The organism is Aurantiacibacter rhizosphaerae (assembly GCF_009807005.1).
GTDB classification, from domain to species: domain Bacteria; phylum Pseudomonadota; class Alphaproteobacteria; order Sphingomonadales; family Sphingomonadaceae; genus Alteraurantiacibacter; species Alteraurantiacibacter rhizosphaerae.
In genome coordinates this window covers 83,605-109,163 of sequence record NZ_WUBR01000001.1, presented here as the reverse complement: position 1 = coordinate 109,163, position 25,559 = coordinate 83,605, and the positions used below count along the sequence as shown (strand labels likewise).

The following is a 25,559-nucleotide window of genomic DNA, read 5'->3' as shown; positions in this document are numbered from 1 at the left end:
CGCGATCACTGTCATTTTCCCACGCTAGGCACCTGTTTTGATTGGCGCAGTTGAAAACTCGCTATCACGCGTTCCAGTCCCGAATGACTTGGCCCGCCAGGCAGCGATTGCCACGCTAAGCGAAAGCCCGATCCAGAATATCGCGGCAAATGGCGCATCATTTCCGCCCGCCAGCCGCACGATCAGCGTCAGACCAAGGGCCGCGGGCGCGCCCCACACCACGCCGTGCCAGGCGGCCCTGAGGCGCGGCTCCTGAATGCCGCGGCGGCGCCTCTTGCCCAGCCAGATGAATGTGCCCGTCGCGCAGACCACCGTCATCGCAAGACCAAAGGCGATATAGGCAATCTTGACAATCAACCCGCCGTAATTGCCGAAATGCAGATTATAGGTGGAGGCTGCTGCCTGCTGGCCGGGCGAGCCATCGGATAACCCAGCGGTTCCAACAATGGCACCGTCGGCGGTGAAATTGTAATATTCGCCAAAGATCAGCCTGCGGCTGTGCTCCCCCACGATCTGCACATGCTGCCCCGTCGTGCCCGGATCGTGCAGGATCGCATAGGTTACCTCCACCTCTGGATAGGTATCGCTCATGTAATTCAGCACACCCGCCACGTCTGGCACGGCCGTTGATGTGGCCGAAGCCATCTCAGGCTCGTCGCCGAAAAGACTGGCGAACAGCGCATCGGTATCGCCGTCATAACTCGCCATCGCCACGCCATAGGCGGATGCGATGGCCAGCCCGATCGCCGCCCCCGTCAGACCGATGGCAAGCGTGAAGGGCAAGGTCCACACGCTCAGCCGGTTGTGCCAGTCGGCCATGGCAATGCCGCCTGTCTTGCGAGAGCGCAGGCGAAAAGCGTCACGAAAGATCCGGGGCAGCGCGATCACCCCGGTAATGGCCAGCGCCAGCATCATCGCCCCCAGCAGGCCGACGATGGTGATCCCCACGATCATGGGCAGGTTCAGCGTATAGTGCAGCGCGTAGAGAAATTCCGACCATGCGTTCTCCTCCGGCAGCACGGCAGACCCGCCTGCATCGATATGCACGGCCTGGGTATCGGTGGTGATCGTGGTTCTTGGCAATTCGGCGGTGGGCATGTGGACGTACAGATGCGTGGTCGGCTCATCCTCCGCAGCAAGCACGGATTCGACTGCACGCTGCACGGCGGCGGGGCTGATTTCGCTCATCTCCGGCGCATCGGGTTGTTCGAAACGCTGCCATTCCTCGTACAGGACCAAGACCGTGCCCGTCAGGCAGACGAGGTAGAGCAGCGCCCCCCCGATCAGGCCGAGGGCGGCATGTGCGGAAAGTCCGCGTTTGACGGTGGAGGGATCGATGGAAAGCGTCATCAGGTCAGCCTGAGATGAGGAGTGCGGGAACAAGCGGCAGGCTTGCGGCGAGAAGGGCGATGATCTGCTGTCGCCTTGTGCCAAGCATCAGCAGCACCGTGGCCAAGATGCCCCACACCACGGGGACGGCGAGAAGCGCGACGGCATTTGCATCCGCCTCCGCCCAGTCAATGGCCGTGGCGATTGCGCGCAGGGCAATGGCAAGCGCGATGGATGCGGCAAAGCCCGCCAAGACAACCAGCACAAAGGTGACGATCCGACGCCCCATGCCCAGCGGTCCGCCGCTTTCAGGCAATATGTGCGCCCTCCTGTTTTCGGCCCTGTCCTTGGATTTTGTCGGACCCGCAGGGGACGTGGCCGCCGCCCAGCCCAGCAGCACTCCCGCTACCCCCATCGCCACCAGCGACACCGCGGCAATGCCCCATGCGCCAGCCGCCGCGCCGCCGATGATGCATGCCGTCAGCAGCATTGCCCATGCAGCCAGATTTGCGATGGCAGAGCGGCGGTCAAGCGACCACGACCAGCGCAGCAATCCAATCCCCGCTGCCGCCGCAGCCATCGCAGTGAAAAGCAGGCCGTCCACCATCAGAAGTGGCGCGTCAGCGTGGCGGAGATGTTGCGATCGGCGCCGTGGAAGCAATCGCCGCGGGCCAGGCATGCGGAATAGAACTCCTTGTCCAGCAGGTTCGTCGCATTCACGGCTAGGCTCCAGTCCAGCCATGAGACTTCGGCAACGGCATCCACCAGCGTGTGTGATGGCGTCACGATGCCATCGGGAAAGGCCGGGCCGTAAGACCGGTTTTTGCCCGCATGGCGCACGCCGCCGCCCAGCATTAGCGATATATCGCCGCCCAGATCGAATGGCCGCGTCAGCCAGAGGGAGGCGTTGGTTTTCGGCACATTGTCCAGCTGCTGTCCGGTGCCCTCGATCTCTGCCTGGTTGTGGCTGTAATTGGCGATCACCGTCAGATCGCCCGGCAAGCGCGCGCTCGCCGCGAATTCGATCCCGCGTGAGAAGGATTCGCCGGCCTGCACCTGGTCGGCTGGGTCGGGCGTGGAGTCGTCGCTGATGGCGCGGCCCGTTTCGCGAATGTCATAGGCCGTCACCGTCACCAGCACATCGTCTGCCGGATGGATTTTCACACCTGCTTCCCATTGCCTGCCGCGCTTGGGCACGAAGGAGGAGCCATCGCTGGTGGCCCCGGCGATGGGTTCGAAACTCTCCGTATAGCTGACGAATGGGGATACGCCGGGCACGATCTCGGCAATCGCGCCTGCGCGAAAGGACGTGGCGCTGGAATCGATGGTTTCGGTGTCGAAGCTGCGAACCGTCACATTGTCCCGCCGCGCGCCCAGCACCAGGGATACCCGATCAAAGAAGCGGATCTGATCCTGCACGTAGACGCCAAGCTGCCTGGTCCTCGTGTCCTGCGTGCTGCCGAACAGGAAGCCTGCATCGCCCGCGCGCGGGATGTCAAAGCCGAAATCGGACAACGCGGCATAATCGATGTCATAGATATCGATGGTTTCCAGTGCGAGGCCATCCTCCTTGCGCACCCTGTTCCAGGAGTAATCGACACCCGCCAGAAGGATGTGCTCCACATTATCGCCGGTGTTGAAGTTGATTTGCAGATTGTTGTCGCTGGAGGCGATTTCCATCCTGGCATAGCTGCCGCTAGCGTAATTGCCGATGATGCGCTGATCGGCATCGAGATAGGGGTTTGCCGGGATGGAGTAGCTGTTGGGATAATGCGTGAAATAGGTGAGATCGCTGTCGATATAGCGGCCCCGCATATTGAGGCGCACGCTTTCAGAGAAATTCTGCCGGAACAGCGCCGTGCCCTGCGCCAGTCGTCCGTCATAGCGATCATAGCCCGGCTTGCCGATGAAGAGATCCTGCGGCAGCTGACCATTGGGATTGGGTAGCAGCGTGCCCACCAGCGGCAGGAATTGCGAGGTCGAACCACCGTCATCCTCCTGATAAAGGCCGATCAGCGTAAGCTCGGTATCCATGCCCGGCGCCCAGGTGAGCGAGGGGGAGACGAGAACGCGATCATCGGAAACGTAATCGGTCTGCGTGTCACTGTCGCGCACCCGCGCCACCAAGCGCGCTGCCACAGTGTCTGATACGGGTCCGGTAAAATCGGCCAGCGCCTCCACCCGATCATGCGAACCATAGCGGACGGAAATTTCGCCGGCAGGAGAGAATTCTGGCGTCTTGGAGACAAGATTCACGATACCGCCCAGAGAGCCTGAACCGAACAGCACGGACGACGGTCCGCGAATGACCTCCACCTGGCTGAAATTATAGGGGTCGGCGCGAATGCTGGCATAGAAACTGAAGATATCGCGCATGCCATCGCGGAATTGCAGCGCATTCACGCCGCGCACGAAGCCGCCATCCACACGGCCATCCGCGCCATAGGGATCTGAATGAACGCCTGCGACATAGTTCAGCGTATCGGAAATGGAGATGGCGCCCTGCGCCTCGTACAGCTCGTCTGGAATTACCGTGATGGGCTGCGGCACCTCGATCGCGGGGACGGCAGTCTTGGTTGCGCCTTCGCTTTGCACCCTTTTTCCGGTCACGATGATGCGTTCGCGTTCGGCCATCCCATCCTCGGCCAGCGTTTCCTCCGCATAGGCGACATTGGTGACAAGAGCGCTGCTGGCGATCAGGAGCGACACGGTAAGTTTCATGAAAATCCCTCATTAATTCGGCTGTCCGCAGCTTTTTGCGAATCATTCTCAACCGCACTAATGCGAAGGATTATCATTATCAACAGCAGTGGCAGATATTCTTTCCCTGCGGGCGCGCTGTGGCTTGCTTGGTTACTGGGATGCGCCACAGGGTCTTAGTTATCAGTCAGATAGTGGGCTGGCCTTTGCGACACGGAGAAAGGGCAATGCGAATATTTGTTTGCCGTTGCCGCCCAATCGGTGTTGGATATTGTGCAATCGAACCATGCAGGGGACCAATATTGAGATGCTGAAGCCCGCACAGCAGCGTTGCCAGAAGCCGGCTTGCTAGAGACTGGCACAATTCCCTGGCTGATCATGGCGGCACTCCAGCTTGCCGTGATTTTTCGCGCCACCTTGCTGGAAGGGCGCGATTCCTCGGCACGGGCAGCATGGCTGCTGTTGCTGATCGGCCTGCCCGTGGTGGGCGTGGTCCTGTACCTGCTCTTTGGAGAGCGGTGGATTTCAAAGGATTTCCGGGAGCGCGGTCGCACCACCTATCAGGATTTGCTGCCATTCGCGCCCGCTGCTGCACCCGATGGCGAGACGGATGGCCTCACCAACAATGCCTTCAAGACATTCGAAGCCGCATCCTGCTGGCCCACCGCACCCGGCAACACCGCGCAGTTGGCGCCCGATTCCGATACCGCAATCACCATGCTGGTGGCCGATATCGATGCAGCGACGACGAGGGTGCATCTATCCTTCTATATCTGGCTGGACGATAACAACGGCACGAAAGTGGTGGAGGCCGTATGCCGCGCAGCCCGGCGCGGCGTGACCTGCCGCATCGCCGCCGACGCGATAGGTTCGCATTCGCTCATCCGGTCCGAACACTGGAGCGCGATGGAGGAGGCCGGCGCGCGCCTGTGCAGCTCGTTGGAGGCGCCGCTGGGCCTGGGGTTTCTGGTGGGCCACCGCCTGGACCTGCGCAATCATCGCAAGATCGCCGTGATCGACGGTCGTATCACCTATTGCGGCAGCCAGAACTGCGCCGATCCGGCGTTTTTGGTGAAGGAGAGTTTCGCGCCATGGGTCGATATTCTCATCCGGTTCGAAGGGCCGGTGGCACGGCAGGCGGAGATCATGTTCGCCTCCGCATGGACTTTCGAGACAGGAGAGGATTGCCGCACGGCTTTCGAAGAAGAGGCACCAGCGCCCTCCCCCAATGGGTTCAAGGTCATCGCCACCGGCACCGGCCCGCTTTCACCCCGCGGTACGATGACGCATATGTTCGTATCCGTACTGGCCGCAGCGCAGGCCCGCGTGACGATCACGACACCCTATCTCGCGCCCGATCCACCATTGCTAAGCGCGCTTATCGCAGCGGCGCGGCGCGGTGTGGAGGTGCAGCTTATCCTTCCCCGCCGCAATGACAGCCGTGTGGTGGGCGCGATCAGCCGCGCCTACTACCCGGAGCTTGCACGGGCAGGCGTGCGCATCTTCGAATTTTGCGGCGGCTTGCTGCACGCCAAAACCATCGTGGTTGATGATGGGCTGGTCCTGATCGGATCGTCCAACATGGATCGGCGCAGTCTGGATCTGAATTTTGAAAACAACATGCTGTGCGAATCCGCGCCGCTGGCAGGCGAAGTGCAGCAGCGCCAGCGTGACTGGCTGGCCGACTCCATCGAAATCGATCACGACAGGGCCACCAGCAGGCCGCTGGTTCGCCGATTTGCCGACAATCTGCTGACCATGGTTGCCGCGCTGTTCTGAGGCATTTTCTTAGTGGTTTCCGGGGGTTATTTGTCACTAACGCCCCGGCCCACATGTGCAGAAACGGCCGGTTTCCAAATCAACCTTTACACACTGTTATATCGCGTCCTATCGAGCGATTGTTAACGTTACAAAGGTCGCATTGCATGCTGGTACGCGGGTTGTTCGCAGACAAGGGTCTGGAAAGAAATCTGGGCTTTTGGGTGCCACTTGCGCTCACGCTGGCCATCATCGCACTGGGACTGCTGGTTTCCCCGCACTTTTTCTGGGGCCTTGTAATTCTCGGCCCGCTGTTGCTGATCGCCCTGTGGGACATGGTGCAAACCAGCCATTCGCTGCGCCGCAATTACCCGCTCACCGCGCGTTTCCGCTGGCTGTTTGAAGATCTTCGCCCGTTCCTGCGCAGCTATATCGTGGAAGGTCCGCTGGAAGGCCGCCCGTATGACAGGGTGGCCCGATCGCTGGTGTATGCCCGCGCCAAGAAGCAGGAAGACGCCCACCCCTTCGGCACGGAGCTGGACGTCTATTCCGAGGAATACGAGGCACTGTGCCACTCGATCAATCCCAACCCCAAGGCGCCCAAGCGGACGCGCGTAAAGGTGGGCACGGACCAGTGCAGCAAGCCCTATGACGCTGCACGCCTGAACATCAGCGCGATGAGTTTCGGCGCGCTGGGCAATCACGCGATCGAGGCGCTGAACATGGGCGCCAAGATGGGGGATTTCTATCACGATACGGGCGAAGGCGGGCTTTCTCCCTATCATCTGAAGCACGGCGGCGATGTCGTGTGGGAAATAGGCTCCGGCTATTTCGGCGCGCGTGATGACGATGGCAATTTCGATCCGGAAAGCTTCCGCGACAAGTCGCAGCACGATTCGGTAAAGATGACCGAGATCAAGCTGAGCCAGGGCGCGAAGCCGGGCCATGGCGGATTGCTCCCAGCCGCCAAGGTAACAGACGAGATCGCCAGGACGCGGCAAGTGCCCGCGAACGAGGATTGTCTTTCGCCTCCCGGCCACTCCGCCTTTTCCACCCCGCGGGAAATGCTGGAATTTGCTGCGAAGATGCGTGATCTTTCGGGCGGCAAGCCTGTGGGCATCAAGCTGTGCGTGGGTATGCCGCACGAGGTTTTCGCCATCTGCAAGGCCATGCTGGACAGCGGCATCACGCTGGATTTCATCGTGGTGGATGGCGGCGGCGGCGGCACGGGCGCGGCCCCGCTGGAGCTATCAGACCATGTTGGCCTGCCGCTGCGCATCGGCCTTTATTACGTGAACAACGCGCTGGTGGGCACCGGCCTGAAAGACAAGGTGAAGCTGGCCGCTTCGGAGAAGGTCTATTCCGGCTCTTCCATCGCGATGAATGCCGCGCTGGGCGCGAACTGGTGCAACGCGGCGCGCGCCTTCATGTTCTCTTTGGGCTGCGTGCAATCGCTGCGCTGCCACACCGGCACCTGCCCCACGGGCGTCGCCACCAGTTCTCCCGCCCGCCAGCGCGGCCTGGTGATCCCTGAAAAGGCGGAGCGCGTGGCCAATTTCCAGTCAAAGACGCTGGACAGTCTGCATGACATCGTGGTGGCCTGCGGGCTGAACTCTCCGGACGAATTCACGCCGCGGCACCTGCGCCAGTGGAAGAACAACGCGGAAATGATCCCGTGGTCACAGATCGTGAACGAGGTGGAGCCGGGCAAGCTGCTTCACGAGCCGGACGATACGCCCTTCGCCGAATACTGGCGCATGGCGGATGCCGATACGTTCAACCCGGTCGCATGATGGCGCTGGAGGCGATCGTTTCCTCTCCCTCCCCCTCTCCCACACCGTCCGCCACGCCCACCGCCGCCACCAGCGAAGCATCCTGGAAATGGCTGCGCGAACTGACGCAATATCTCGATCCCACGCATTTCTGGGGATCGGTGGGGCTCGCCGTCGTGTTCCTGATCATCGGCTTTCTGCTGAGCTGGGTGATCCGCCGCGCGATCAAGACGCTGGTCGATCACGATCCGAACGAACGGATCGACCGGATGACCATCAGCTTCATCCAGCATCTTGGCACCTTTATCATGTGGATCGTGCTGGCGCTGATATTCTCTCACGTTGTTCCATCACTCAACAAGTTGACGACATCGCTGCTGGCGGGCGTCAGCATCGTATCGGTGGTGATCGGCTTTGCCGCGCAATCGACGCTGGGCAATCTGGTGTCAGGCATCAGCCTGGTGATCTATAAGCCGTTTCGCCGCGGCGATCGGCTGCAACTCACCACGCCCACGGGCCTGGAAACCGGCATCGTGGAGGATCTTTCGCTAGGCTACACGGTGCTGCGCACGTTCGATAACCGGCGCATCGTGCTGTCCAACGGAACGATCGCCAACCAGATCATGATCAACCTCTCCTCTGTCGATCTGCGGGTGATGATCTCGCCCACGATCTCCATCGGCTATGATTCCGATATCGACAAGGCGCGCGCCATCGTGCTGGAACTGGCGCGGGCGCATGACAATGTTTCCGAGGTGGTGGGCTGCCCGGTGGTGAACCTTGGCGGCTCCAGCGTGGACCTTTCCCTGCGCGCATGGTGCGCGGATTCGGCCACGGCGAAGCAGGTGGAATTCGACCTGCTGGAACAGATCAAGAAGCGGTTCGATAAGGAGGGGATCGAAATCCCCTATGCCTATCAGAACGTGGTGCTGAGCGGCGCGCTTGACGATGGTGAGAAGGGCGAATGATGCAGGTTTTGAAGCGGTCTTTTCAGCGGGAGAATGGCGCGGATGTGTGAACTTTTTGCGATGAGCGCGTCGGTGCCGCACACCGTGCGGTATGAGCTTGATCTGTTTGCTGCCGAGGGTGGCGAACGCCACCGCAATCGGGATGGCTGGGGCATCCTGTTCGCGCAGGATCGCGATGCCTACCTGTTTCGGGAGCCGGACCCTGCATCCACCAGTGAACTGGCCAAAATGGTCGTTCGCGATGCGCCGGTTTCGAAACATCTGATAGCCCATGTTCGCCGCGCGTCGTCAGGCAAGCCTGCGCTGGCAAACACCCATCCGTTCGATCGGGTGGTGGACGGCAGGCGCTTTGCATTTGCCCATAATGGCGATCTGCCCGGCATAGAGAATCGCGAGGATGCGCGTGCCTTTATCCCTCACCGGATTGGCGACACCGATTCCGAACTGGCCTTCCTGATGCTGCTGGATCGGCTGCACACGGCCAAGGCCACAGAGACGGAGGCACGGCTTCAGGTTTTTGCGCGTTTCGCTGCCGAAATGCGCGAGTTGGGTAGTTCCAACTTCCTGTTCTTCGATGGCGAACACCTGTTGGTGCACGCTGACAGGCGCCGCTTCGAAACGGAGGACGGGCTGACGGAACCGCGCGAGCCGGGGCTGAACATCCGCACATTTGATACGAAGGACAGCGGGGATCGCTGGAAGTCGCGCGGCGCAACTATCGAGAGAATTGACGGCCCGCTGCACCTGTTCGCATCGGTGCCGCTGGACCCGGAGGGCTGGAAACCGCTGCCGCGGGGTACGGCCATGGTGTTGAAGGACGGGGAAATCCTGTCCGAAGTGGCAAGCTGATTATCTGAAGTCGGTCGATTAAACAGACCTGCAGCACGGCAAAGGAAGTGAAAGATTATGTCAAAGACAGTGGCGCAAATCGTAGTCGATGCCATTGAGAAGGCCGGAGCCAAGCGGGTCTACGGCATTCCGGGCGATACCATCAATCATTTCACCACCGCCGTTGCCGACAGCAATTTGCGCTGGGTCGGCGTCCGCCACGAAGAAGCCGGCGCATTCGCGGCGGGCGGGGAATCCTACATGACGGGCGAATTGTCGGTATGCGCAGGCACTTGCGGGCCGGGATCGCTGCATTTCGTCAATGGCATTTACGAATGCCATCGCAATGGCGCGCCGGTGCTGCTCATCGCATCGGACGTGGCGCGCACGGAAAGCGGTTTCAACTTCCCGCAGGAAGTGGATCAGAAGAAGATTTACGAGCAGCACTCCCATTTCTGCGAATATATCTCCCATCCGTCGCAGGCACGCCGCATCGTTACCAAGGCAGCACAAACCGCGCTGACCAAAAAGGGCGTGGCCGTCGTCATCGTCAATGGCGACATGTTCACAGAGACCGATGATGATGCGATGGACTGGGAAATTTACCGCCCGCAGCCGATCTGCCGCCCCAACGATGCCGAAATGGCGGAATTGGCCGCGCTGGTGGACGCCGCGGGCAAGGTATCGGTCTATGCCGGGATCGGCGCCCGCGATGCGCGCGAAGAGATCATGGCCTTTTGCGAAAAGGTGAAGGCACCCATGGTGCACACCACCCGCGCGAAGGAATTTCTGGAGCCGAGCAATCCCTACAACGTGGGCGTCAACGGCATCCTGGGTAACAAGGCCGGTGTGGAAGCGCTGGAAGATGCGGACCTGGTGATCTCGCTGGGCTGCGACTTTGCCTATACGCAGTTCTATCCAGACGCGAAGAAGATCGTGCAGATCGATATCGATCCAACGCATCTGGGGCGGCGCTCTGCCATCCACCTTGGCCTTGTCGGCGATGCTAAAACCACGATGGCAGCCCTGCTGCCGCTGGTGGCTGCGAAATCCAGCGGGGATCATCTTCAGGCGCAACAGAAACAGTGGCAGAAGGATCTGCAAGGCTACCAAAAGCAGGGTGAGGAGCACGACAAGGATTTGATCCACCCGCAATACGTGGCCAACATGATGGATGGCAAAGCGGATGACGATGCCATCTTCGTGTCCGATGTGGGTACATCGATGGTGTGGATGCTGCGCCACCTGAAGGCCAATGGAAAACGCCGCTTTCTCAATAGCTTGCTGCACGGCACCATGGCAAACGGCTTCTCCTCTGCAATGGGTGCCAAGCTGGCCTATCCCGACAAACAGGTGATCGCGATGTGCGGCGATGGCGGCCTGACCATGCTGATGGGCGATCTGCTAACGCTGGTTCAGGAGAAGATCGCGCTGAAGGTGGTGGTGTTCCACAACAACACCCTGGGTTTTGTGGAGATGGAGCAGCGCGTCGAAGGGCTGGTGGATCACTTCACCACGCTTCACAACCCGGATTTCGCCAAGCTGGCCGAGGCTTGCGGGATCGAAGGCTGGCACGTGGAGAATGCCGACCAGCTGGAACCTGCCATGGATGCCTGGCTGCGACATGATGGCCCTGCGCTGCTGGATGTGAAGGTGAACCAGATGGAACTGGTTATGCCACCCAAGATCGAGGCATCGCAGGTTGCCAGCACCGCCCTGTTCGGAGTCAGGGCCGTGCTGGACGGAAGAACGCGGGAAGTGGTGGACCTGCTGAGAAACAATTTTCTGCGATGACATTTTGCAGATCGTTCAATCGAGAATATGAGGGCGGCAACGCCTTTGAAAACAGGAAGTGAATGACAATGCGCCTTATGAATTACACACTGCTCGCCCTGCCTCTGGCCCTCGCAATTTCTGCGTGCGGCGCCGATCACACAGAGGAAAACCAGGAAGCGCAGACCGAAGCCGCCACGCTTGAACAGCCGGGCTTCGATGGCACTCCCGCCACGCCCGAAGAGGCCCGTACGGAAGCGCTGGAGCTGGCCGGTCACCTGGCAGCCGGCGACCTGAGCGTTTCGGAAGCGGAAATCGTGCTGAACGACCTTTCCACCCTGATCAACGATCACATCGGCGATTTCCCAGCCGAAACGCGCGTGAACCTGACGCAGGATATTGAATCGGCCCAGTCCGCTCTTGAATCCGATTACATGCAGGGCGTTGCAGAAGCCGCCGCGCAGATCGAGAACCGGATTACCGGGGCGGATTCCACCGCGACTGCGGATACTGCTGCTGCGGCAGAATAACTCTCTGGCGGGGCGCCTTCATCCCGGAGATTTCTTCACGGTGATGGCGCCCCGCCGCTGATGCTCTGGCCTATTGGGACGGCTTTGTATGGTGTGGGCTAAACTGATTGCGGGATCCGTGCTGGCGCTTGTCGCCATCGATCCCGCGATAGCGTCCTCCTCGCTGGAGCAGAGCTTCCTGCAGCCGATGGGGCCGGTGGCGCAGGAGCAATCCTCTCACCTTCTGCGCGTGATCGGCATCACCATGGTGGTGATATTGCCGGTGCTGATCGGCGTGCCCTTCATCCTCTGGCGCTATCGCTATTCCAGGCCGCGCGGCGAATACACGCCGGAATGGGAATTTTCGAAAAAGCTGGAATATGCCCTGTGGGGTGTGCCCATTGTGGTGGTGATCGTGCTGGCCAGCTGGCTGTGGTACTCCACCCAGAAGCTTGATCCGTACAAGCCACTTGGCCCCGATCCGTTGCAAGTGCAGGCCATCGGGCTCGACTGGAAATGGGTGTTTATCTATCCCGAAGAAGGGATCGCCACGGTTAATGAACTGGCCGTGCCGGTCGGGCGTCCGGTGGAGCTGACGCTGACCACGGACACCGTGATGCAAAGCCTGCTGATATCCTCCCTCACCGGGCAGATTTACGCCATGCCCGGCATGACAACGAAGCTGAACTTCGCCGCCGATCGCACCGGGGAGGCAGAGGGCGAGAACACGCAATTCAACGGCGATGGCTTTGGCCGCCAGAAATTCACCGTCCGCGCGCTCAGCCCGGCGGATTACGCTTCGTGGCAGACGCGCGGAAACAGCGGGATCGTGCTGAACGAAGATACCTATGCCACGCTGCGCCGGCAGACGGTGCTGGCCGATGCGCGCGTGGACCTGGGGCTGGACAAGGGCGCCGAGCCCATCGTGATGACGCTGGGCCAAGCGGACATGTTCGAACAGATCGTGGCAAAATATCAGGACGATGCTGCCGAGCCCGCGCGCGCAAAGGGCTGGGGCGGAACCGGAATGCCGGAGAACGACGACCAAAGGGCGAAGGGGGGCAGCAAATGAGCGGCCAGACCAGCCCCATATTTGGCAATCTGAACTGGAACGTCACCCCGTACACGGATCTGCTGCGCGATGTGAACAGCAGCACCATCGTGGGCGCAGGGGCAGCCAGCGTGCTGGTGCTGGGTGCCATCGCTGGTGTGGCTTTCCTCACCTACATGCGCTGGTGGGGGCCGCTTTATCGCAACTGGCTGACATCGCCGGACGCGAAGAAAATCGGCGTCATGTATATCGTGCTGGCGCTGGTGATGCTGGCGCGCGGTATTATCGAAGGCTTCGTGATCCGCGCGCACCAGGCCACGGCGCTGGGCACGCTGACCGCGCAGGAAAGCGGCCTTGTGGCGCCCGATCACTTTGCGCAATTGTTCAGCACGCATGGCACGATCATGATTTTCTTCGTGGCCATGCCGCTGCTGATCGGACTGATCAATTTCGTGCTGCCCCAACAGCTTGGCGCGCGCGACATGGCGTTTCCGGTGCTCAATCAGGTCAGCCTTGGCCTTACCGCCGCAGGCGCTGCGCTGGTGATGGTTTCCCTGCTGATCGGCAAGTTCGGCACCGGCGGATGGACCATGTATCCGCCCTATACCGGCAAGATCTTCAGTCCGGGGGAGGGCGTGGATTACTGGCTGTGGGCGATCCTGATATCGGGCATGGGCTCCACGCTGACAGGCATGAACTTCGCCGTCACCATCTTCAAGGAACGCGCGCCGGGCATGCACATGATGCGCATGCCGCTGTTCTGCTGGACCAGCCTGTGCGTGGCGATCATGCTGATCTACGCCATGCCCGCGCTGACAGTGTCCAGCCTGATGCTGGTGCTGGATCGCTATGCCGATTTCCACTTCTTCACCAATGCCAGCGGCGGCAACATGATGAATTACGCCAACATCTTCTGGATGTTCGGCCATCCGGAAGTCTACATCCTGATCCTGCCGGCCTTTGGCGTATTCTCCGAAATCAGCTCCACCTTCTCTGGCAAGCGGCTGTACGGTTACACCTCGCTGGTGATCGCCAGCATGAGCATCGCGGTGATCAGCTTCACCGTGTGGCTGCACCACTTCTTCACCATGGGGCAAAGCGCGGGCGTGAACATCGCCTTCGGCATCGCCACCATGATTATCGGCATCCCCACGGGCGTGAAGATCTACGACTGGATGGCCACCATGTGGCGCGGCCGCGTGCGCATAACCGCGCCGATTGTTTACCTGACGGGCTTCTTCCTGCTGTTCGTGATCGGCGGGCTTTCCGGCATCATCCTCGCCAACCCGTCCATCGATTACCAGGTGCACAATTCCACCTTCCTGGTGGCGCATTTCCATAACGTGATCATTCCCGGCGTGCTGTACGGCATGCTGGCGGGCATCCATTACTGGTTTCCCAAGGCCTTCGGCTTCCGGCTTTGCGAGACATGGGGGCGGCGCACCGCGCTGCTGTTCGTGGGCGGGTTCATCTTCACCTTCATGCCGCTGTATGTGCTGGGCCTGATGGGCATGCCGCGCCGTTCGCCCACCTTCCAGAACCCTGATTACATGCCGTGGATGTATATTGCCGCAGTCGGCGCGGTGCTGATGCTGTGCGCGCTCGCCAGCCTGTTCTGGACGTTCTGGACCAGCTACCGCAATCGCCTGAGCCTGGCGGTGCCCGGCGGCGATCCGTGGAACGGTTCCACGCTGGAATGGTCCTCCCCCGCACCGGTGCCCGAGTGGAGCTTTCCGCGCATTCCGCAGGTAACGGCGCGGGATGATTGGGGAGAGGCGAAGCGCGCTGGCGATCCGTGGAAAGCGCCGGAGCGATATTGCGATATCGAAATGCCCGCCAACACTGCCCACGGCCTGCTGATCGCCGCCGCAGCAACCGGGCTGGGCTTTGCGATGGTGTGGCATATCTGGTGGTTGGCCATCCTCAGCTTCCTGGCCATCCCCGGCCTTATTGCCCTTCGCGGACTGCGCGTGATCGAACCCAAGATCATCACGGCAGCAGAGGTGGAAGAGGCCGATCAGCGTTTCCGCCAGCAGGTGGCGAGCCTTGCCCCCGCAACCCGCGCGGATGAGGAGACGGAGCGCAATCGCGGCGTGCCCGACATTTCGGAGTTCGCCGGATGAGCAACAATTCAAACCTCTACCCCGGCCTGAACCTGGGCGATGGACATGGCGAGGCGCACGAACAGGCCGAAAGCACCGTTTTCGGCTTCTGGGTCTTCCTGATGAGCGATCTCATCATCTTCGGCATCCTGTTCGCGTCCTATGCATCCTACCTCGATCCTGTCGGCATGGCGGGCGGGCCAGGACCGCAAGACCTGTTCGATATCAAGAGCGTGGCGATCCAGACGGGTTTCCTGCTTTTGGGCGGCGTTGCCTATGGCGGCGTGTCTCTGGCGATGAAGTACGAGCATGGCCGCGCCAGGGTGATCGGCTGGCTGCTGGTGTGCGCCGCGCTGGGCGCGGGCTTCCTGTTTTTCGAGGTGAAGGATTTCATCACCCAGGCCGGCAAGGGCGGCACGCCGCAGGTCAGCGGCTGGCTCAGTTCCTACTGGACATTGGTGGGCCTGCACGGCGTCCACGTATTCTCAGGTATCCTCTGGATTCTTGCCATGGTGGCGCAGATCGCCATCCGCGGGCTGGACGAGGTGCTGAAGGTTCGCCTGTCGATGCTGGGCGTTTTCTGGCATTTCCTCGATCTTGTCTGGGTCGGTATCTTCAGCTTCGTATTCCTGGTGCCTCTCGCATGACCAAGCCCAACACTGGTGAACTCGATCCGCAGGATAACGCGGCCAGCGAAGTGAGAAGCTATGCCATCGGCTTCATCGTCAGCCTGCTGCTGACCGTGGGCGCCTTTGCCGCCGTGCTGGCGGACCTGCCATCAACATGGGCGATCATCTGCATCTGCATCGCCGCGCTGCTGCAGATCATCACGCATCTGCGCAATTTCCTGCATCTCAGCTTTTCGGGCGGGCAATCGCGCGAAGACCTGTTGCTGGTGCTGTTCTCCGTCTCCCTGCTGGCTATCATGGCGGGCGGCACATGGTACATCATGTCCGATCTTGGAGGGCGCATGCATGATGGCGGGGAGGCGGGTCACGCCGCCCACGCGATGCCCGATCGCTGATGGTGCGCAGACCTTGATCTCCAGAAGGCGGGCCGTCTTCCTCCTGAATTTCGTGGCCGGCTGGGTCGACGGGGTGGGCTTCCTTGCCCTTGTCGGAACGGTGCAGGCCTTCCCGTCTTTCATGAGCGGCAATTCCACCAAATTCGTCACCGATATCGTTTCGGGAAAATTCCAGACGGCTGCTGCCATTGGAGGGGTGGTGCTTGCGTTCATTATCGGCACCATTTTCGCACGCCTGTTGAACGATGGGTCGCGCCGCAGAGAAACCGCGGCGCTGATATGCGTGGCGGTATGCCTGGGTGTAACTGCGGCAGGGGCCGCGATGGGGTGGAGCAAGAATGCGCTGCTGCTGTTGCTGGCCTTTGCCATGGGTTCCATCAACCGCGCGTTGCAGGGGAAGGACGGATACACGGTGCACACCTTCATCAGCGGCGCCGTGGTGACGATCGGATCAGACATTGCCGATGCGATTTCCGGCCGCGGGCCGTGGAAGCAGGCGCTGCTACCGCTCAGCATCTGGGGATCGATCCTGTTTGGCGCAGGGGTGGGCGGGCTCATGACGCTGAAAGTCGGCCTGTTCGTCGGATTGGCCGTGCCTGCCCTGGCCGTGATCCTTCTGGCAGCGGCCAACGGGATCGGCTGGCTTGAGGCATCCCGCGATCCCCGGGACGGCCACCCCCCGATGTTGAGCATGCACGGATAAGCCCCTCCGTCGCAAGCATGCCATAAACAGCGTGCCGGAACTGCCACTAAAGGTAGTCGTTCAAAACTTCAGACGCGCATCCTCGCGCCTGATCCACCATTTTGGAGATGTTTATGCCGCTGGTTCGTATCGACATGTTGGAAGGCCGTTCCGACGAGGATATCACGCTACTGCTTGATACCATTCAGGACTGCGTCGTCGAAGCGTTCGGCGTGCCGAAGCAGGATCGCTACCAGATCGTGCATGAACACAAGAAGGGCCGGATGGTATTCCTCGACACCGGATTGGGTTTCGAACGCAGCGATGGCGTGGTGGCGATCCAGTTTTTCACCAGCCCGCGCACCCATGTCGAGAAAATGACGGTGTTCAAATTGCTGGCCGACAGGCTTGGCGCTAAATGCGGCCTCGATCCCAAGGATCTGTTTATCTCCGTCTTCACCAACCGTGACGAAGACTGGAGCTTTGCCGATGGCGAGGCGCAATATGTGACGGGCAAGCTGCCTTGAGGGGATAGCGCTCCAGGGCCGCTTCAGGCCCTACATCTCTTCCTTGAGCCCCGACCGGATCAGCCACCAGTTGGGGAAATAAGCGGTGGCAAAACCTGCCAGCATCGCGGCCTGCATCGCCGCCCAGAACACCGGGCTGCCCGCGTCGATTGTTGTTTCGAAGAAAGCCGGAAACAGCACGAAATGGGCCAGCCCCATAAACCCGTACATGCCTACCTGCCAGCTGGTGAGCGAGAGGACATCGGCCTTGGTGGCGGCCACGATTCCTTCGCCCAGCGTCAGGTCTCTCATCGGGGTGATGGCGAAATACTGGAACACGATCCCGATCAGGAGCGCGAAAACGTAATCCATCGTCCACTGGGCGAAGATCTCGGTCTGGAACAGTGTGCCCAAGCCAAAAAACGTAAGCACGCCGGGCGCGAAATGGGCGGCGTTCTCGCAAATCAAATCGGCCAGTGAACAGCCCGCCCCGCAATGCAGAGTGCCCTTCGCCACTTTTGCCGCGAATGGAGCGTCTTCTGCATCCGGTCCGGCATATCGGCGATAGAACCAGATCAGCAGCGGCCCGGAAAACAGCGCGCACAGCGGCCAGACGAAACGCATCACCGCCATTTTGGGCGGATGACGCTGCATTTCCCACGCCATGATAAGCGCGCAGACCACGCCAAGGCTCAATAGCGCGATGGCCACCGTCTCTACCCAGGGCGCGATCATGCTGGCGCGGTTCAGTCCGCTTCCACGCGCACCGGCACAGATTTCGAGGCTGGGGTCTTGGAAATCTCGTCATGATGCGTGATCGGCACCAGTACGTTGCATTCAGGATAATAGCTGGCGATGGTGCCGCGCGGCAGTTTGTAGGCCACCAGCTTCAGCCCGCCCAGATGGCGCTCCACATCATCGCCGTCGTAATCGGTGACCAGGCGGACCGTGTCCCCATCGCTCATTCCGGCCTCGGCAATGTCATCCGGGTTCATCAGCACCACGTCGCGCGTCCCCTCGATACCGCGGAAACGGTCTGAATAGCCGTAGATCGTGGTGTTGAACTGATCGTTTGATCGCATCGTCAGCAGGCGATAGCGGCCCGGCTTGTCTGCAAAACCAAGCGAGGTGAGCTGGGGCGGGGTGGTGATCACGGCCTTGCCGCTGTCCGTCTTCCAGATACGCTCTGCCGCCGGATTGCCGCGCCAGAAGCCGCCCGGCTGGAACATGCGCTTGTTGAAATCGTGGAAGTCGTCAGGATAGGTCGCTTCGATCAGATCGCGTACCAGCGAATAATCGCCCGTCCACTCGTCCCACTTCAGCTTGGGATGCGGATCCAGCGTTGCCTTGGCGATACCTGTCACGATGGCGAGTTCGCTTTTCAGATGTTCGGACGATGGATCACGATGCCCGATGGAGCCGTTGATCATGGAGAAGCTGTCCTCGCTCGTCACGGCCTGGTTGCCGCTCGCCTGCTCGTCCTTCTCGCTGCGGCTGAGGCAGGGAAGGATATAGGCAGACTTGCCGGGATAAAGATGGCTGCGGTTAAGCTTGGTAGACACCATCACGACAAGGTCCTGATTGGCCCAGCCTTCCTCCATGCGCTTCTGATCGGGCACCGCGCGCACCAAATTGCCGCCCAGCGAAATAAAGCCGCGCACCTTGCCTGAGATCAGGCCCTGCACCGCGTCCACCACGTGCATGCCGTCCTTGGTTGGCGGGTCGAAATCGAACAGCTTCTTCAGCTTGTCCATCGGCACCAAATGCGCCTTTTCCGCAATGCCGACCGTGCGCTGTCCCTGCACGTTGGAATGGCCGCGCACAGGGCAACAGCCGGTTCCGGGCCGCCCGATATTGCCCTTCAGCAGTAGCAGGTTCACCAGCATGGCGATGTTCAGGGCGCCATGCGTGTGCTGCGTAAAGCCCATGCCATAAACGCCGATCACCTTTTCAGCATCGATATAGACCTGCGCCGCTTCGCGCAGCGCGCTTTCCGTCAATCCGCTGGCCTTTTCGATATCGGCCCAGTCCGCATCGCGGCAGCAGGCGATGAAATCGTCGAAACCCGTGGTGTGCTGCTTGATGAAGGCGTGGTCGATCACCTCTTGCGCGCCGTCTTGCTGCGCCCTGTCATCGGCTTCCACCACCACCTTGCACAGGCCGAGGATCGCCGCGACATCGCCGCCCGATTGCACCTGGTGGTATTGATCGGAAATGATCGTTTCCTCCCCGGTCAGCATTTCCAGCGGGTTCTGCGGATCGACGAAGGAGACAAGGCCCTGCTCGATCACCGGATTGAAGGTGACGATCTTGCCGCCGCGATCTTTCAAGGCCTTTAAATTGTGCAGGAAACGCGGGCTGTTGGTGCCGGGGTTCTGGCCGAAATAGAAATAGCAGTCCGTCTCTGCCAGATCGTCAAACGTAACCGTGCCCACCGGCGATCCGATCACCTTGGTAAGGCCCACCGAAGTCGTTTCGTGGCACATGTTGGAGCTTTGCGGCAGATTGTTGTTGCCATATGCGCGCGCCAGCAGGGCGTAGAGGTACGACGCTTCCAGCCCGGCATGGCCGGATGCATAGAACACCACGTCCTCTCGCGGCAGCTCGCGTAAGGTCGCACCGATCCCGGCAAAGGCCTCGTCCCATTCAACAGGCACGTAACGGTCCGACGCCGCGTCATATCGCATCGGGTGAGTCAGGCGTCCGGTCATCTCCAGCTCATGATCGGACCATTCGCGAAGCTGGGTGACCGTGTGGCCGTCCTCTGCGAAGAAATCGGGCGTGCAGCGGTCCTTCGTCAACTCCCACAGCGTGGCCTTGGCGCCGTTTTCACAAAATTCGAAGGCAGAGTAATTCGCCGGCTTTGGCCAGGCACACGATACGCACATCACGCCCTTGGGCTTGTTCAGGCGGCGCAAGCTGTCCAGCGCGCCGGGCGAGGCCCATGTCTCGCCATAGATGCTGGCGATACCCTTCATTGATCCCCAGCCACCGGCAGGGCCGGGCGAATGGGGAAGGTCATTTGCGTTTTTGGGGGTATCGTTTGCCATCGTGAATTCCAGTCTCGTGCTTCGTGCCCGCCAAGGCACTACAGGAGGAGAAACGGATCGTTCTCGCAAGTGATCCCGGCGAACGGGAATCGACTGTGTTGCCCGGCAATTGCAAAGCCTGACCGCGACCATCCAGATTGGCAACACCTGGTTATTCAATGGGCAAAAAAGTCCGGCGCACGGGGAGATGGGAATGGGCGTAGAGCGGAAAATTTCGTCACCCTATTGGCAATCGCAGCGAAGATTATATCTGCCGTGTGCACGCGGATTGTCAGGGCAATTTGCACAAACAGAAGGGGCCACAAGGGCATGGACAAGCGCAACGATATCTTCACCGAACAGGATCCGATCGATCCCGATGCGCTTGCCAATATGGGCCCGCTGCGGCGGCTGGCCGGTATCTGGGAGGGCACAACCGGCAGCGACACCGCACCAAAAGCTGCCGGCCCGGAAAGCAAGCCACTGATCGAGCGGGCCGAGTTCCAGCCAATCGACCCGCAGTCCAACGGGCCGCAATTGCTCTATGGCCTGCGCTATCACATCCATGTGAACACGCCGGAAGAACAGATCACCTTCCATGATCAGATCGGCTACTGGCTATGGGAACCGGCAACCGGGCTTGTGATGCAGACGCTGGCCATCCCGCGCGGGCAGGTGGCGCTGGCCACAGGCCATGCCGGTGCGGATGCGCGCCGGATCGTGGTGGAGGCAAAGCGCGGCGAAACGCAGAACGGCATCTGCTCCACGGCCTTTCTGGAACAGGCCTTCCGCACAGACAGCTACCGCCTGGAGATAGAGTTTCACGAAGACGGCACTTGGACCTACACCCAGAATACGACGCTGACGGTGCAGGGCCAGAGTGAGCCGTTCGATCATCACGACAGCAACCGGATGACGAAGATTGCAGAGGCCGATCTCAATCCTTGGCTCAAGTTTGTGCGCAGCAAGGGCGAGGGGTGATGCTGCGGCATCTTCCCACATCCGGCCATTGGTGCTTGCGAAACGACCCACGGTATTATTTTACCTCTCCCGAAAGGCCCGGATTTGCTTGACTTGCGGAGCCTAAAGCGACAAATGCCGCGCCTTCGCTGGTTCGAGAGCGGGTAGCAAACCTGCGATTCGGACAGTGGCGATCCATTCGCACTGATTTTTGAGGAATTAAGCCATGAAGGCTCTGAGCAAGACCACCCGGTCGATCAAGCCGGCCGAGGTCGAAAAGAAGTGGCACATCGTCGACGCCGAAGGGCTCGTCGTCGGTCGCCTTGCTTCGATCATCGCCAACATCCTGCGCGGCAAGCACAAGCCGAGCTTCACCCCGCACGTCGATTGCGGTGATCATGTCATCGTGATCAATGCCGACAAGGTGAAGTTCACCAGCAACAAGGCTGCCAAGAAGATTTACTACAAGCACACCGGCTATCCCGGTGGCCTGAAGGAAACCACTGCCGAGAAGATTCTCGACGGTCGCTTCCCCGAGCGCGTGCTGGAAAAGGCTGTTGAGCGCATGATCCCCACGGGTCCGCTTGGCCGCGCGCAGATGAAGGCGCTGCACCTTTATAATGGCACCGAGCACCCGCATGATGGCCAGAAGCCTGAAGTGCTCGACGTTGCCTCGATGAACCGCAAGAACAAGGTGTCCGCATAATGGCTACCGAAGAAAACAACACCGCAACCGATCTTGCCGACCTGAAGGACGTGGTTGGCGATGCGCCCGCAGCAGATGCTGCCGATGGTGAAACTGCGGCTCCTGCTGCACCCACCATGCCGCTGCGCGAACAGGAAATCGACGCGCAGGGCCGTGCCTACGCCACCGGTCGCCGCAAGGATGCCACCGCTCGCGTTTGGCTGAAGCCCGGCACCGGCAAGGTTACCGTCAACGGCAAGGACCAGGAAGTTTACTTCGCCCGTCCGACGCTGCGCCTGGTGATCAACCAGCCGTTCACGATCTCTGACCGTGAAGGCCAGTATGACGTGGTTGCCACGGTTTCCGGCGGCGGTCTTTCCGGCCAGGCCGGTGCGGTAAAGCACGGCATCAGCCAGGCTTTGACCCGTTACGAACCCGCGCTGCGCGCAACGGTGAAGGCCGCTGGCTTCCTCACCCGCGACAGCCGCGTTGTTGAGCGTAAGAAGTACGGCCGCGCCAAGGCACGTCGCAGCTTCCAGTTCAGCAAGCGCTAATTATCAAGGCGCTACGGCGCTTCTCAAGAGTTTCCTCGACGGAGGAAAATGCGAAGGGCGGCTCCCACGAGGGGTCGCCCTTTTTGCATGCGGTTTTGATTGGTGATGGCAGCGGGATAGGTTTCGAGTCGGTAAGGTCCCCGGCGGAGCCTGCGCCCTAATGCGTGCTTGCGGCCCTAATGGACAGGCTCGCTCAGCAAAGCGTCCACTTCGCCAAGCAGCTGATCAATCGACAAGGGCTTTGCCAGATATCCGCTGGCGCCCGCGCGGCGAATGCCTTCCTCGTCACGCTTGCCGGCATATGCCGTGATGGCCAGGATCGGGATATGTGCGGTTTCGGGGTTGCGCTTGATCGAACGGATCAGCTTGCGGCCCGAAATGTTGGGCAAGTGGATATCCATGGTGATCAGGTCAGGCCTGAAGCTTTCCACCGCATCCAGCACGCGCGCACCATCGTCCACAAGCAAAAGCTCGTAACCGCGCTGGTTGAAGACGGCCTCGTAGAACATGCGGTTCAACAGGTCGTCCTCCACGATGAGGATTTTGGTAACCATTCCGCCCATCTACCCTGAAAATGGATCTTTCGATCCTGGTGATGCGACCAAATGGCTTGATTAGGCGATAGAATGGTAATTTTAACGTAATAATCGCGAAATTATACGTGCTTACACTCATGAAAACACCGAATTTCACGCAAAAGCACGGGCATAATCAATGCACCGGCGGGTCTGTTCGTGGCACTCTGCCCACGGGCGCAACGGGCTCTTTCGGGTCACGCGGAGGCAAGGCGTCTTCAGGAACATCCCTTATCATCATGTCCGATGTGGTAATATCCTCGAGATTACGGACCTTTACGTGCAAATCGGTGCCGTCCCAGTGCAATTCATTGAAGCTGGGCGGGGTGGATCGAACGCGCTGCGACAATGTGCCCGCGCCGATCATCCGCACCTTGCCGTGCACCGTTTCTTCCATGATATCGAACGCATCGTGCACATGGCCGGACAGTACGGCCAGCACAGGACGCTGCGCCAGTTCGCCAAGCGCCTTCAGCCCATGCTTCGTTAACGCAGTTCCCTGCGTGCCCACTTCGCGCAAGGGGTGATGCACCGTCACCAGCGCCTGCTGGCCCTTGGGCATGGCATCCAGCGTTGTAAGGCACCGCTCAAGCGCGGCGTCGGTGACCCAGCCCTTTGACCAATTCAGACGCGGCTGCCAGCGCCGCACCGTTTTCAACGGTACGATGGCGATGCCGGGCAAATCGATTTCGCGCTCCACCTTGTCGGAAATGGCGCGGATGCGTTTGTAGGGATCGAAGAACCGCTCAATCGGGTTGAAATAGGGCAGATCGTGATTGCCCACTTCCACCGTTACCGGCGCTTCCAGCGATTTGATCCAGGCGGTCGCCGCGTCGAATTCCCGGTGGCGGGCGCGCATGGTCAGATCGCCGGTGACTGCGACTGCATCCGGCCTGCGCTCTGCAATTTCCTGCTTCACCCAGTCCAGCGCGCGGTTGTCCTCCAGGCCGAAGTGAATGTCGGAAAGGTGGAAAAGCAGTTTCGTGTCAGGCATCGGTTCTCTGGGTATGGGATGAATTTGCAGCGGGCATGGCCAGCAGGTCCACTTCGCATGTCGAAAGTTCGAACCGCATCGCTCCCTTGGCTTTGGATGGTTCCCCATCCAGCAAGACGCCAAAATCGCCGTCTTTCACGCCGGACAGCGTCACCGCCTGCTCGTCGCCAAGTTTCTCATGCGGTCCTTCGCGGAAATCATGCTTTGCCAGTGCCATCAGCTGGTCGATGAACTCGGCCGTGGTCTCCGCATGGTATGCGTAGATGTCGATCGCGCCTTCCCGCGGTTCCAGCAGCAGCAGGGGATAGCCTTCCGCGCGGCCAAGGTCCGGGTCCGCACAGCGTAGCGGTTCATCCTGCAAGGTGCGGGCAAATGCCTCCCGCGTTTCCGTTGCCATGGCCAGCACATCGGTGTTGCGCATGGCCTCTCGCACGTCGTTCCAGCTTGTGCCGGGGCCAGCCAGCAATCCGGCATAGGCGATGCCAAGCGGGCTGCTGATCACTGCGGGGCGGCGCGCGGAAAGCGTGCCGCCGCCAGCCTGAGCCAGCACCTCCTCCAATTCCATGTCGCCAAACAGGCGATGGTAGAGAAGGTTCATCGTGCCGCCGGGCAATACCAGCACTTCGCCATTCCAGCCGCTCAATGCGCCAAGGGCGGCATTCACCGTGCCATCCCCGGCAAAGATTGCGACCAGATCGAGGCCCGCTGCGTCCAGCATATCGGGCGTGGGCAGGTCATCGGTGGGGAAACTGGTACTGAACGCAACGCGCAGGCCGCAATCGGCGCAGCTTTCGCTCATCCGCTCCAACGCCTCACGATCGTTCGATCCGCTTGCGTCATTGTGTACCAGCCATAGGGCTCTTGCTTGCGCCATGATGTTGAAATCAACGGGACAGGCAGGCAGTTCCCATCATATCCGCCGCGTTACGATGGACCATGCCGCCGCCAGATTGATGAGGAAATATCCGCCATACAGCCAGATCCAGTGCAGGGCGTCTGCCCGCGCCGCGTAAAGCGCGCCGCACAGCAGCGCGAATTCCAGCGTAAGGCTGGACGCGCGGGCAATTCGCAAGGTGCGTGGGGGAACCTGCGTCAGCATGCGGTGGCCACTGACGATCACGGCCTGATGGCAGGCGAAATTGCCCATGCCCAACAAAAAGGTGAAGATCAGCGCCATGCCCGTGCCCCTGCACGATTGGCGCGGCCTGCGCAAACGGTCGTTGGTGGATCGTGGTGCCCCCTTCGTCGACGCGCAGCGCATTCTGTCGACACGCGAGAGGCGCAAGTCGACCAGTTGCGGCGCGGGGCAATTGTCTGGACTACATCAGTAATCGCACCGCAGCTGTTCCAGTCCCACCGGCTGCGGTGCGACCTTCAAAAAATGATCTAGATATACGGGACTTCAGGAGGAGAACCGTCATGAGATCCACATCATTCACGCATCTGTTGAACGCTGGCGCATTGGTGCTGGCATCGGCCAGCCTTGCATTTGCCCCGGCTGTCTCGGCCAAGGAAACGGTAGACCGCCAGACCAGCATCACCCACGCCGATCTGGACCTGTCGACGCAAGAGGGCGTGGAAGAGCTGGAACGCCGCATCGATCGCGCCGCAAAGGACGTGTGCGGTTTTAACGAGGTCGAGGTCGGCACACGGGCGCGCACCCGCGAAGGGCGCCAGTGCTATCGCGACGCCAAGCGCCAGCTTGATCGCCAGTTCGCCCAGCTTGTGAACGAGGCGCAACGCGGCGGCTAGGCGCGCTT

25 protein-coding genes are annotated in these 25,559 nt (G+C 60.6%); 16 read left to right on the top strand and 9 right to left on the bottom strand.

From position 1 onward, the window contains the following. Positions 1-24 precede the first annotated feature (24 nt). The 3 genes from GRF63_RS00565 to GRF63_RS00555 are packed head-to-tail and all read right to left on the bottom strand — an operon-like array spanning position 25 to position 4,050. The gene (locus GRF63_RS00565; protein WP_160484083.1) at positions 25-1,350 is read right to left on the bottom strand and encodes a PepSY-associated TM helix domain-containing protein; all 1,326 of its coding nucleotides are present in this window, start codon (positions 1,348-1,350) and stop codon (positions 25-27) included. 4 nt (positions 1,351-1,354) lie between these two features. Next, positions 1,355-1,936 carry a hypothetical protein gene (locus tag GRF63_RS00560; RefSeq protein WP_160484082.1) on the bottom strand — a complete coding sequence of 194 codons (582 nt, stop codon included), beginning with the start codon at positions 1,934-1,936 and terminating at the stop codon, positions 1,355-1,357. Then, on the bottom strand, positions 1,936-4,050 hold the full coding sequence (locus GRF63_RS00555; RefSeq protein ID WP_160484081.1) for a TonB-dependent siderophore receptor: 2,115 nt from the start codon (positions 4,048-4,050) through the stop codon (positions 1,936-1,938). Before GRF63_RS00555 ends, GRF63_RS00560 begins: the two co-directional genes overlap by 1 nt. Before the next feature lie 357 nt (positions 4,051-4,407). On the opposite strand from GRF63_RS00555, the gene cls reads away from it, so the two are divergent. From cls to GRF63_RS00495, 12 genes are all read left to right on the top strand, one after another. Beyond that, positions 4,408-5,808, top strand: a complete 1,401-nt coding sequence (cls, locus tag GRF63_RS00550) for a cardiolipin synthase (RefSeq protein ID WP_237392239.1) — start codon at positions 4,408-4,410, stop codon at positions 5,806-5,808. 146 nt (positions 5,809-5,954) lie between these two features. After that, positions 5,955-7,580, top strand: a complete 1,626-nt coding sequence (locus GRF63_RS00545; RefSeq protein WP_160484079.1) for an FMN-binding glutamate synthase family protein — start codon at positions 5,955-5,957, stop codon at positions 7,578-7,580. Further along, positions 7,577-8,527: a mechanosensitive ion channel family protein gene (locus GRF63_RS00540; protein ID WP_237392238.1), complete on the top strand. Its 951-nt coding sequence runs from the start codon at positions 7,577-7,579 to the stop codon at positions 8,525-8,527. The genes GRF63_RS00545 and GRF63_RS00540 overlap by 4 nt, the downstream gene beginning before the upstream one ends. 42 nt (positions 8,528-8,569) lie before the next feature. Further along, complete coding sequence (locus GRF63_RS00535; protein WP_160484078.1) at positions 8,570-9,376, top strand: class II glutamine amidotransferase; 807 nt, start codon at positions 8,570-8,572, stop codon at positions 9,374-9,376. Positions 9,377-9,433: 57 nt separating this feature from the next. Further along, positions 9,434-11,149 carry a thiamine pyrophosphate-dependent enzyme gene (locus GRF63_RS00530; RefSeq protein WP_160484077.1) on the top strand — a complete coding sequence of 572 codons (1,716 nt, stop codon included), beginning with the start codon at positions 9,434-9,436 and terminating at the stop codon, positions 11,147-11,149. A gap of 62 nt (positions 11,150-11,211) precedes the next feature. Further along, on the top strand, positions 11,212-11,658 hold the full coding sequence (locus GRF63_RS00525) for a hypothetical protein (protein ID WP_160484076.1): 447 nt from the start codon (positions 11,212-11,214) through the stop codon (positions 11,656-11,658). Positions 11,659-11,746: 88 nt separating this feature from the next. Continuing rightward, the gene (locus GRF63_RS16340; RefSeq protein ID WP_202131530.1) at positions 11,747-12,709 is read left to right on the top strand and encodes a cytochrome c oxidase subunit II; all 963 of its coding nucleotides are present in this window, start codon (positions 11,747-11,749) and stop codon (positions 12,707-12,709) included. Further along, entirely contained in the window at positions 12,706-14,811 is a 2,106-nt protein-coding gene (locus GRF63_RS00515) for a cbb3-type cytochrome c oxidase subunit I (protein ID WP_160484075.1), read from the top strand. Before GRF63_RS16340 ends, GRF63_RS00515 begins: the two co-directional genes overlap by 4 nt. Then, entirely contained in the window at positions 14,808-15,437 is a 630-nt protein-coding gene (locus GRF63_RS00510; RefSeq protein ID WP_160484074.1) for a cytochrome c oxidase subunit 3, read from the top strand. Before GRF63_RS00515 ends, GRF63_RS00510 begins: the two co-directional genes overlap by 4 nt. After that, positions 15,434-15,814, top strand: coding sequence for a cytochrome o ubiquinol oxidase subunit IV (locus GRF63_RS00505; protein ID WP_160484073.1), 381 nt, complete (start codon positions 15,434-15,436; stop codon positions 15,812-15,814). Before GRF63_RS00510 ends, GRF63_RS00505 begins: the two co-directional genes overlap by 4 nt. Continuing rightward, positions 15,765-16,517, top strand: coding sequence for a YoaK family protein (locus tag GRF63_RS00500; protein ID WP_337189588.1), 753 nt, complete (start codon positions 15,765-15,767; stop codon positions 16,515-16,517). The genes GRF63_RS00505 and GRF63_RS00500 overlap by 50 nt, the downstream gene beginning before the upstream one ends. 113 nt (positions 16,518-16,630) lie before the next feature. Further along, positions 16,631-17,023, top strand: coding sequence for a tautomerase family protein (locus GRF63_RS00495; RefSeq protein ID WP_160484071.1), 393 nt, complete (start codon positions 16,631-16,633; stop codon positions 17,021-17,023). A 30-nt stretch (positions 17,024-17,053) separates the two neighbouring features. Here GRF63_RS00495 and GRF63_RS00490 read toward each other — a convergent pair whose 3' ends face one another. Together GRF63_RS00490 and GRF63_RS00485 are read right to left on the bottom strand one after the other, a co-directional pair. Beyond that, positions 17,054-17,737 carry a DUF4396 domain-containing protein gene (locus GRF63_RS00490; RefSeq protein ID WP_160484070.1) on the bottom strand — a complete coding sequence of 228 codons (684 nt, stop codon included), beginning with the start codon at positions 17,735-17,737 and terminating at the stop codon, positions 17,054-17,056. 11 nt (positions 17,738-17,748) lie between these two features. After that, the gene (locus GRF63_RS00485) at positions 17,749-20,052 is read right to left on the bottom strand and encodes an FdhF/YdeP family oxidoreductase (protein WP_160484069.1); all 2,304 of its coding nucleotides are present in this window, start codon (positions 20,050-20,052) and stop codon (positions 17,749-17,751) included. A gap of 309 nt (positions 20,053-20,361) precedes the next feature. On the opposite strand from GRF63_RS00485, the gene GRF63_RS00480 reads away from it, so the two are divergent. The 3 genes from GRF63_RS00480 (at position 20,362) to rpsI (ending at position 22,230) form a co-directional block, all read left to right on the top strand. Next, positions 20,362-21,012 (top strand): FABP family protein, encoded by a 651-nt coding sequence (locus GRF63_RS00480; protein ID WP_160484068.1) that lies wholly within the window; start codon positions 20,362-20,364, stop codon positions 21,010-21,012. 205 nt (positions 21,013-21,217) lie between these two features. Further along, a complete protein-coding gene (rplM, locus tag GRF63_RS00475) occupies positions 21,218-21,697 on the top strand; it encodes a 50S ribosomal protein L13 (RefSeq protein WP_160484067.1) in 480 nt (159 codons plus the stop codon). After that, positions 21,697-22,230: a 30S ribosomal protein S9 gene (gene rpsI / locus GRF63_RS00470; protein ID WP_160484066.1), complete on the top strand. Its 534-nt coding sequence runs from the start codon at positions 21,697-21,699 to the stop codon at positions 22,228-22,230. Before rplM ends, rpsI begins: the two co-directional genes overlap by 1 nt. A gap of 176 nt (positions 22,231-22,406) precedes the next feature. On the opposite strand, the gene GRF63_RS00465 is transcribed toward rpsI, so the two are convergent. From GRF63_RS00465 to GRF63_RS00450, 4 genes are all read right to left on the bottom strand, one after another. Further along, positions 22,407-22,784 carry a response regulator gene (locus GRF63_RS00465; RefSeq protein WP_160484065.1) on the bottom strand — a complete coding sequence of 126 codons (378 nt, stop codon included), beginning with the start codon at positions 22,782-22,784 and terminating at the stop codon, positions 22,407-22,409. Between the two features lie 157 nt (positions 22,785-22,941). Further along, positions 22,942-23,799 carry a metallophosphoesterase family protein gene (locus GRF63_RS00460; RefSeq protein WP_160484064.1) on the bottom strand — a complete coding sequence of 286 codons (858 nt, stop codon included), beginning with the start codon at positions 23,797-23,799 and terminating at the stop codon, positions 22,942-22,944. Further along, positions 23,792-24,673, bottom strand: a complete 882-nt coding sequence (locus GRF63_RS00455; protein ID WP_160484063.1) for a diacylglycerol kinase family protein — start codon at positions 24,671-24,673, stop codon at positions 23,792-23,794. Before GRF63_RS00455 ends, GRF63_RS00460 begins: the two co-directional genes overlap by 8 nt. 36 nt (positions 24,674-24,709) lie before the next feature. Next, entirely contained in the window at positions 24,710-24,976 is a 267-nt protein-coding gene (locus GRF63_RS00450; RefSeq protein WP_160484062.1) for a hypothetical protein, read from the bottom strand. Between the two features lie 242 nt (positions 24,977-25,218). Between GRF63_RS00450 and GRF63_RS00445 the strand changes: the two genes are divergently transcribed. Beyond that, positions 25,219-25,551 carry a UrcA family protein gene (locus GRF63_RS00445; RefSeq protein ID WP_160484061.1) on the top strand — a complete coding sequence of 111 codons (333 nt, stop codon included), beginning with the start codon at positions 25,219-25,221 and terminating at the stop codon, positions 25,549-25,551. Positions 25,552-25,559 lie beyond the last annotated feature (8 nt).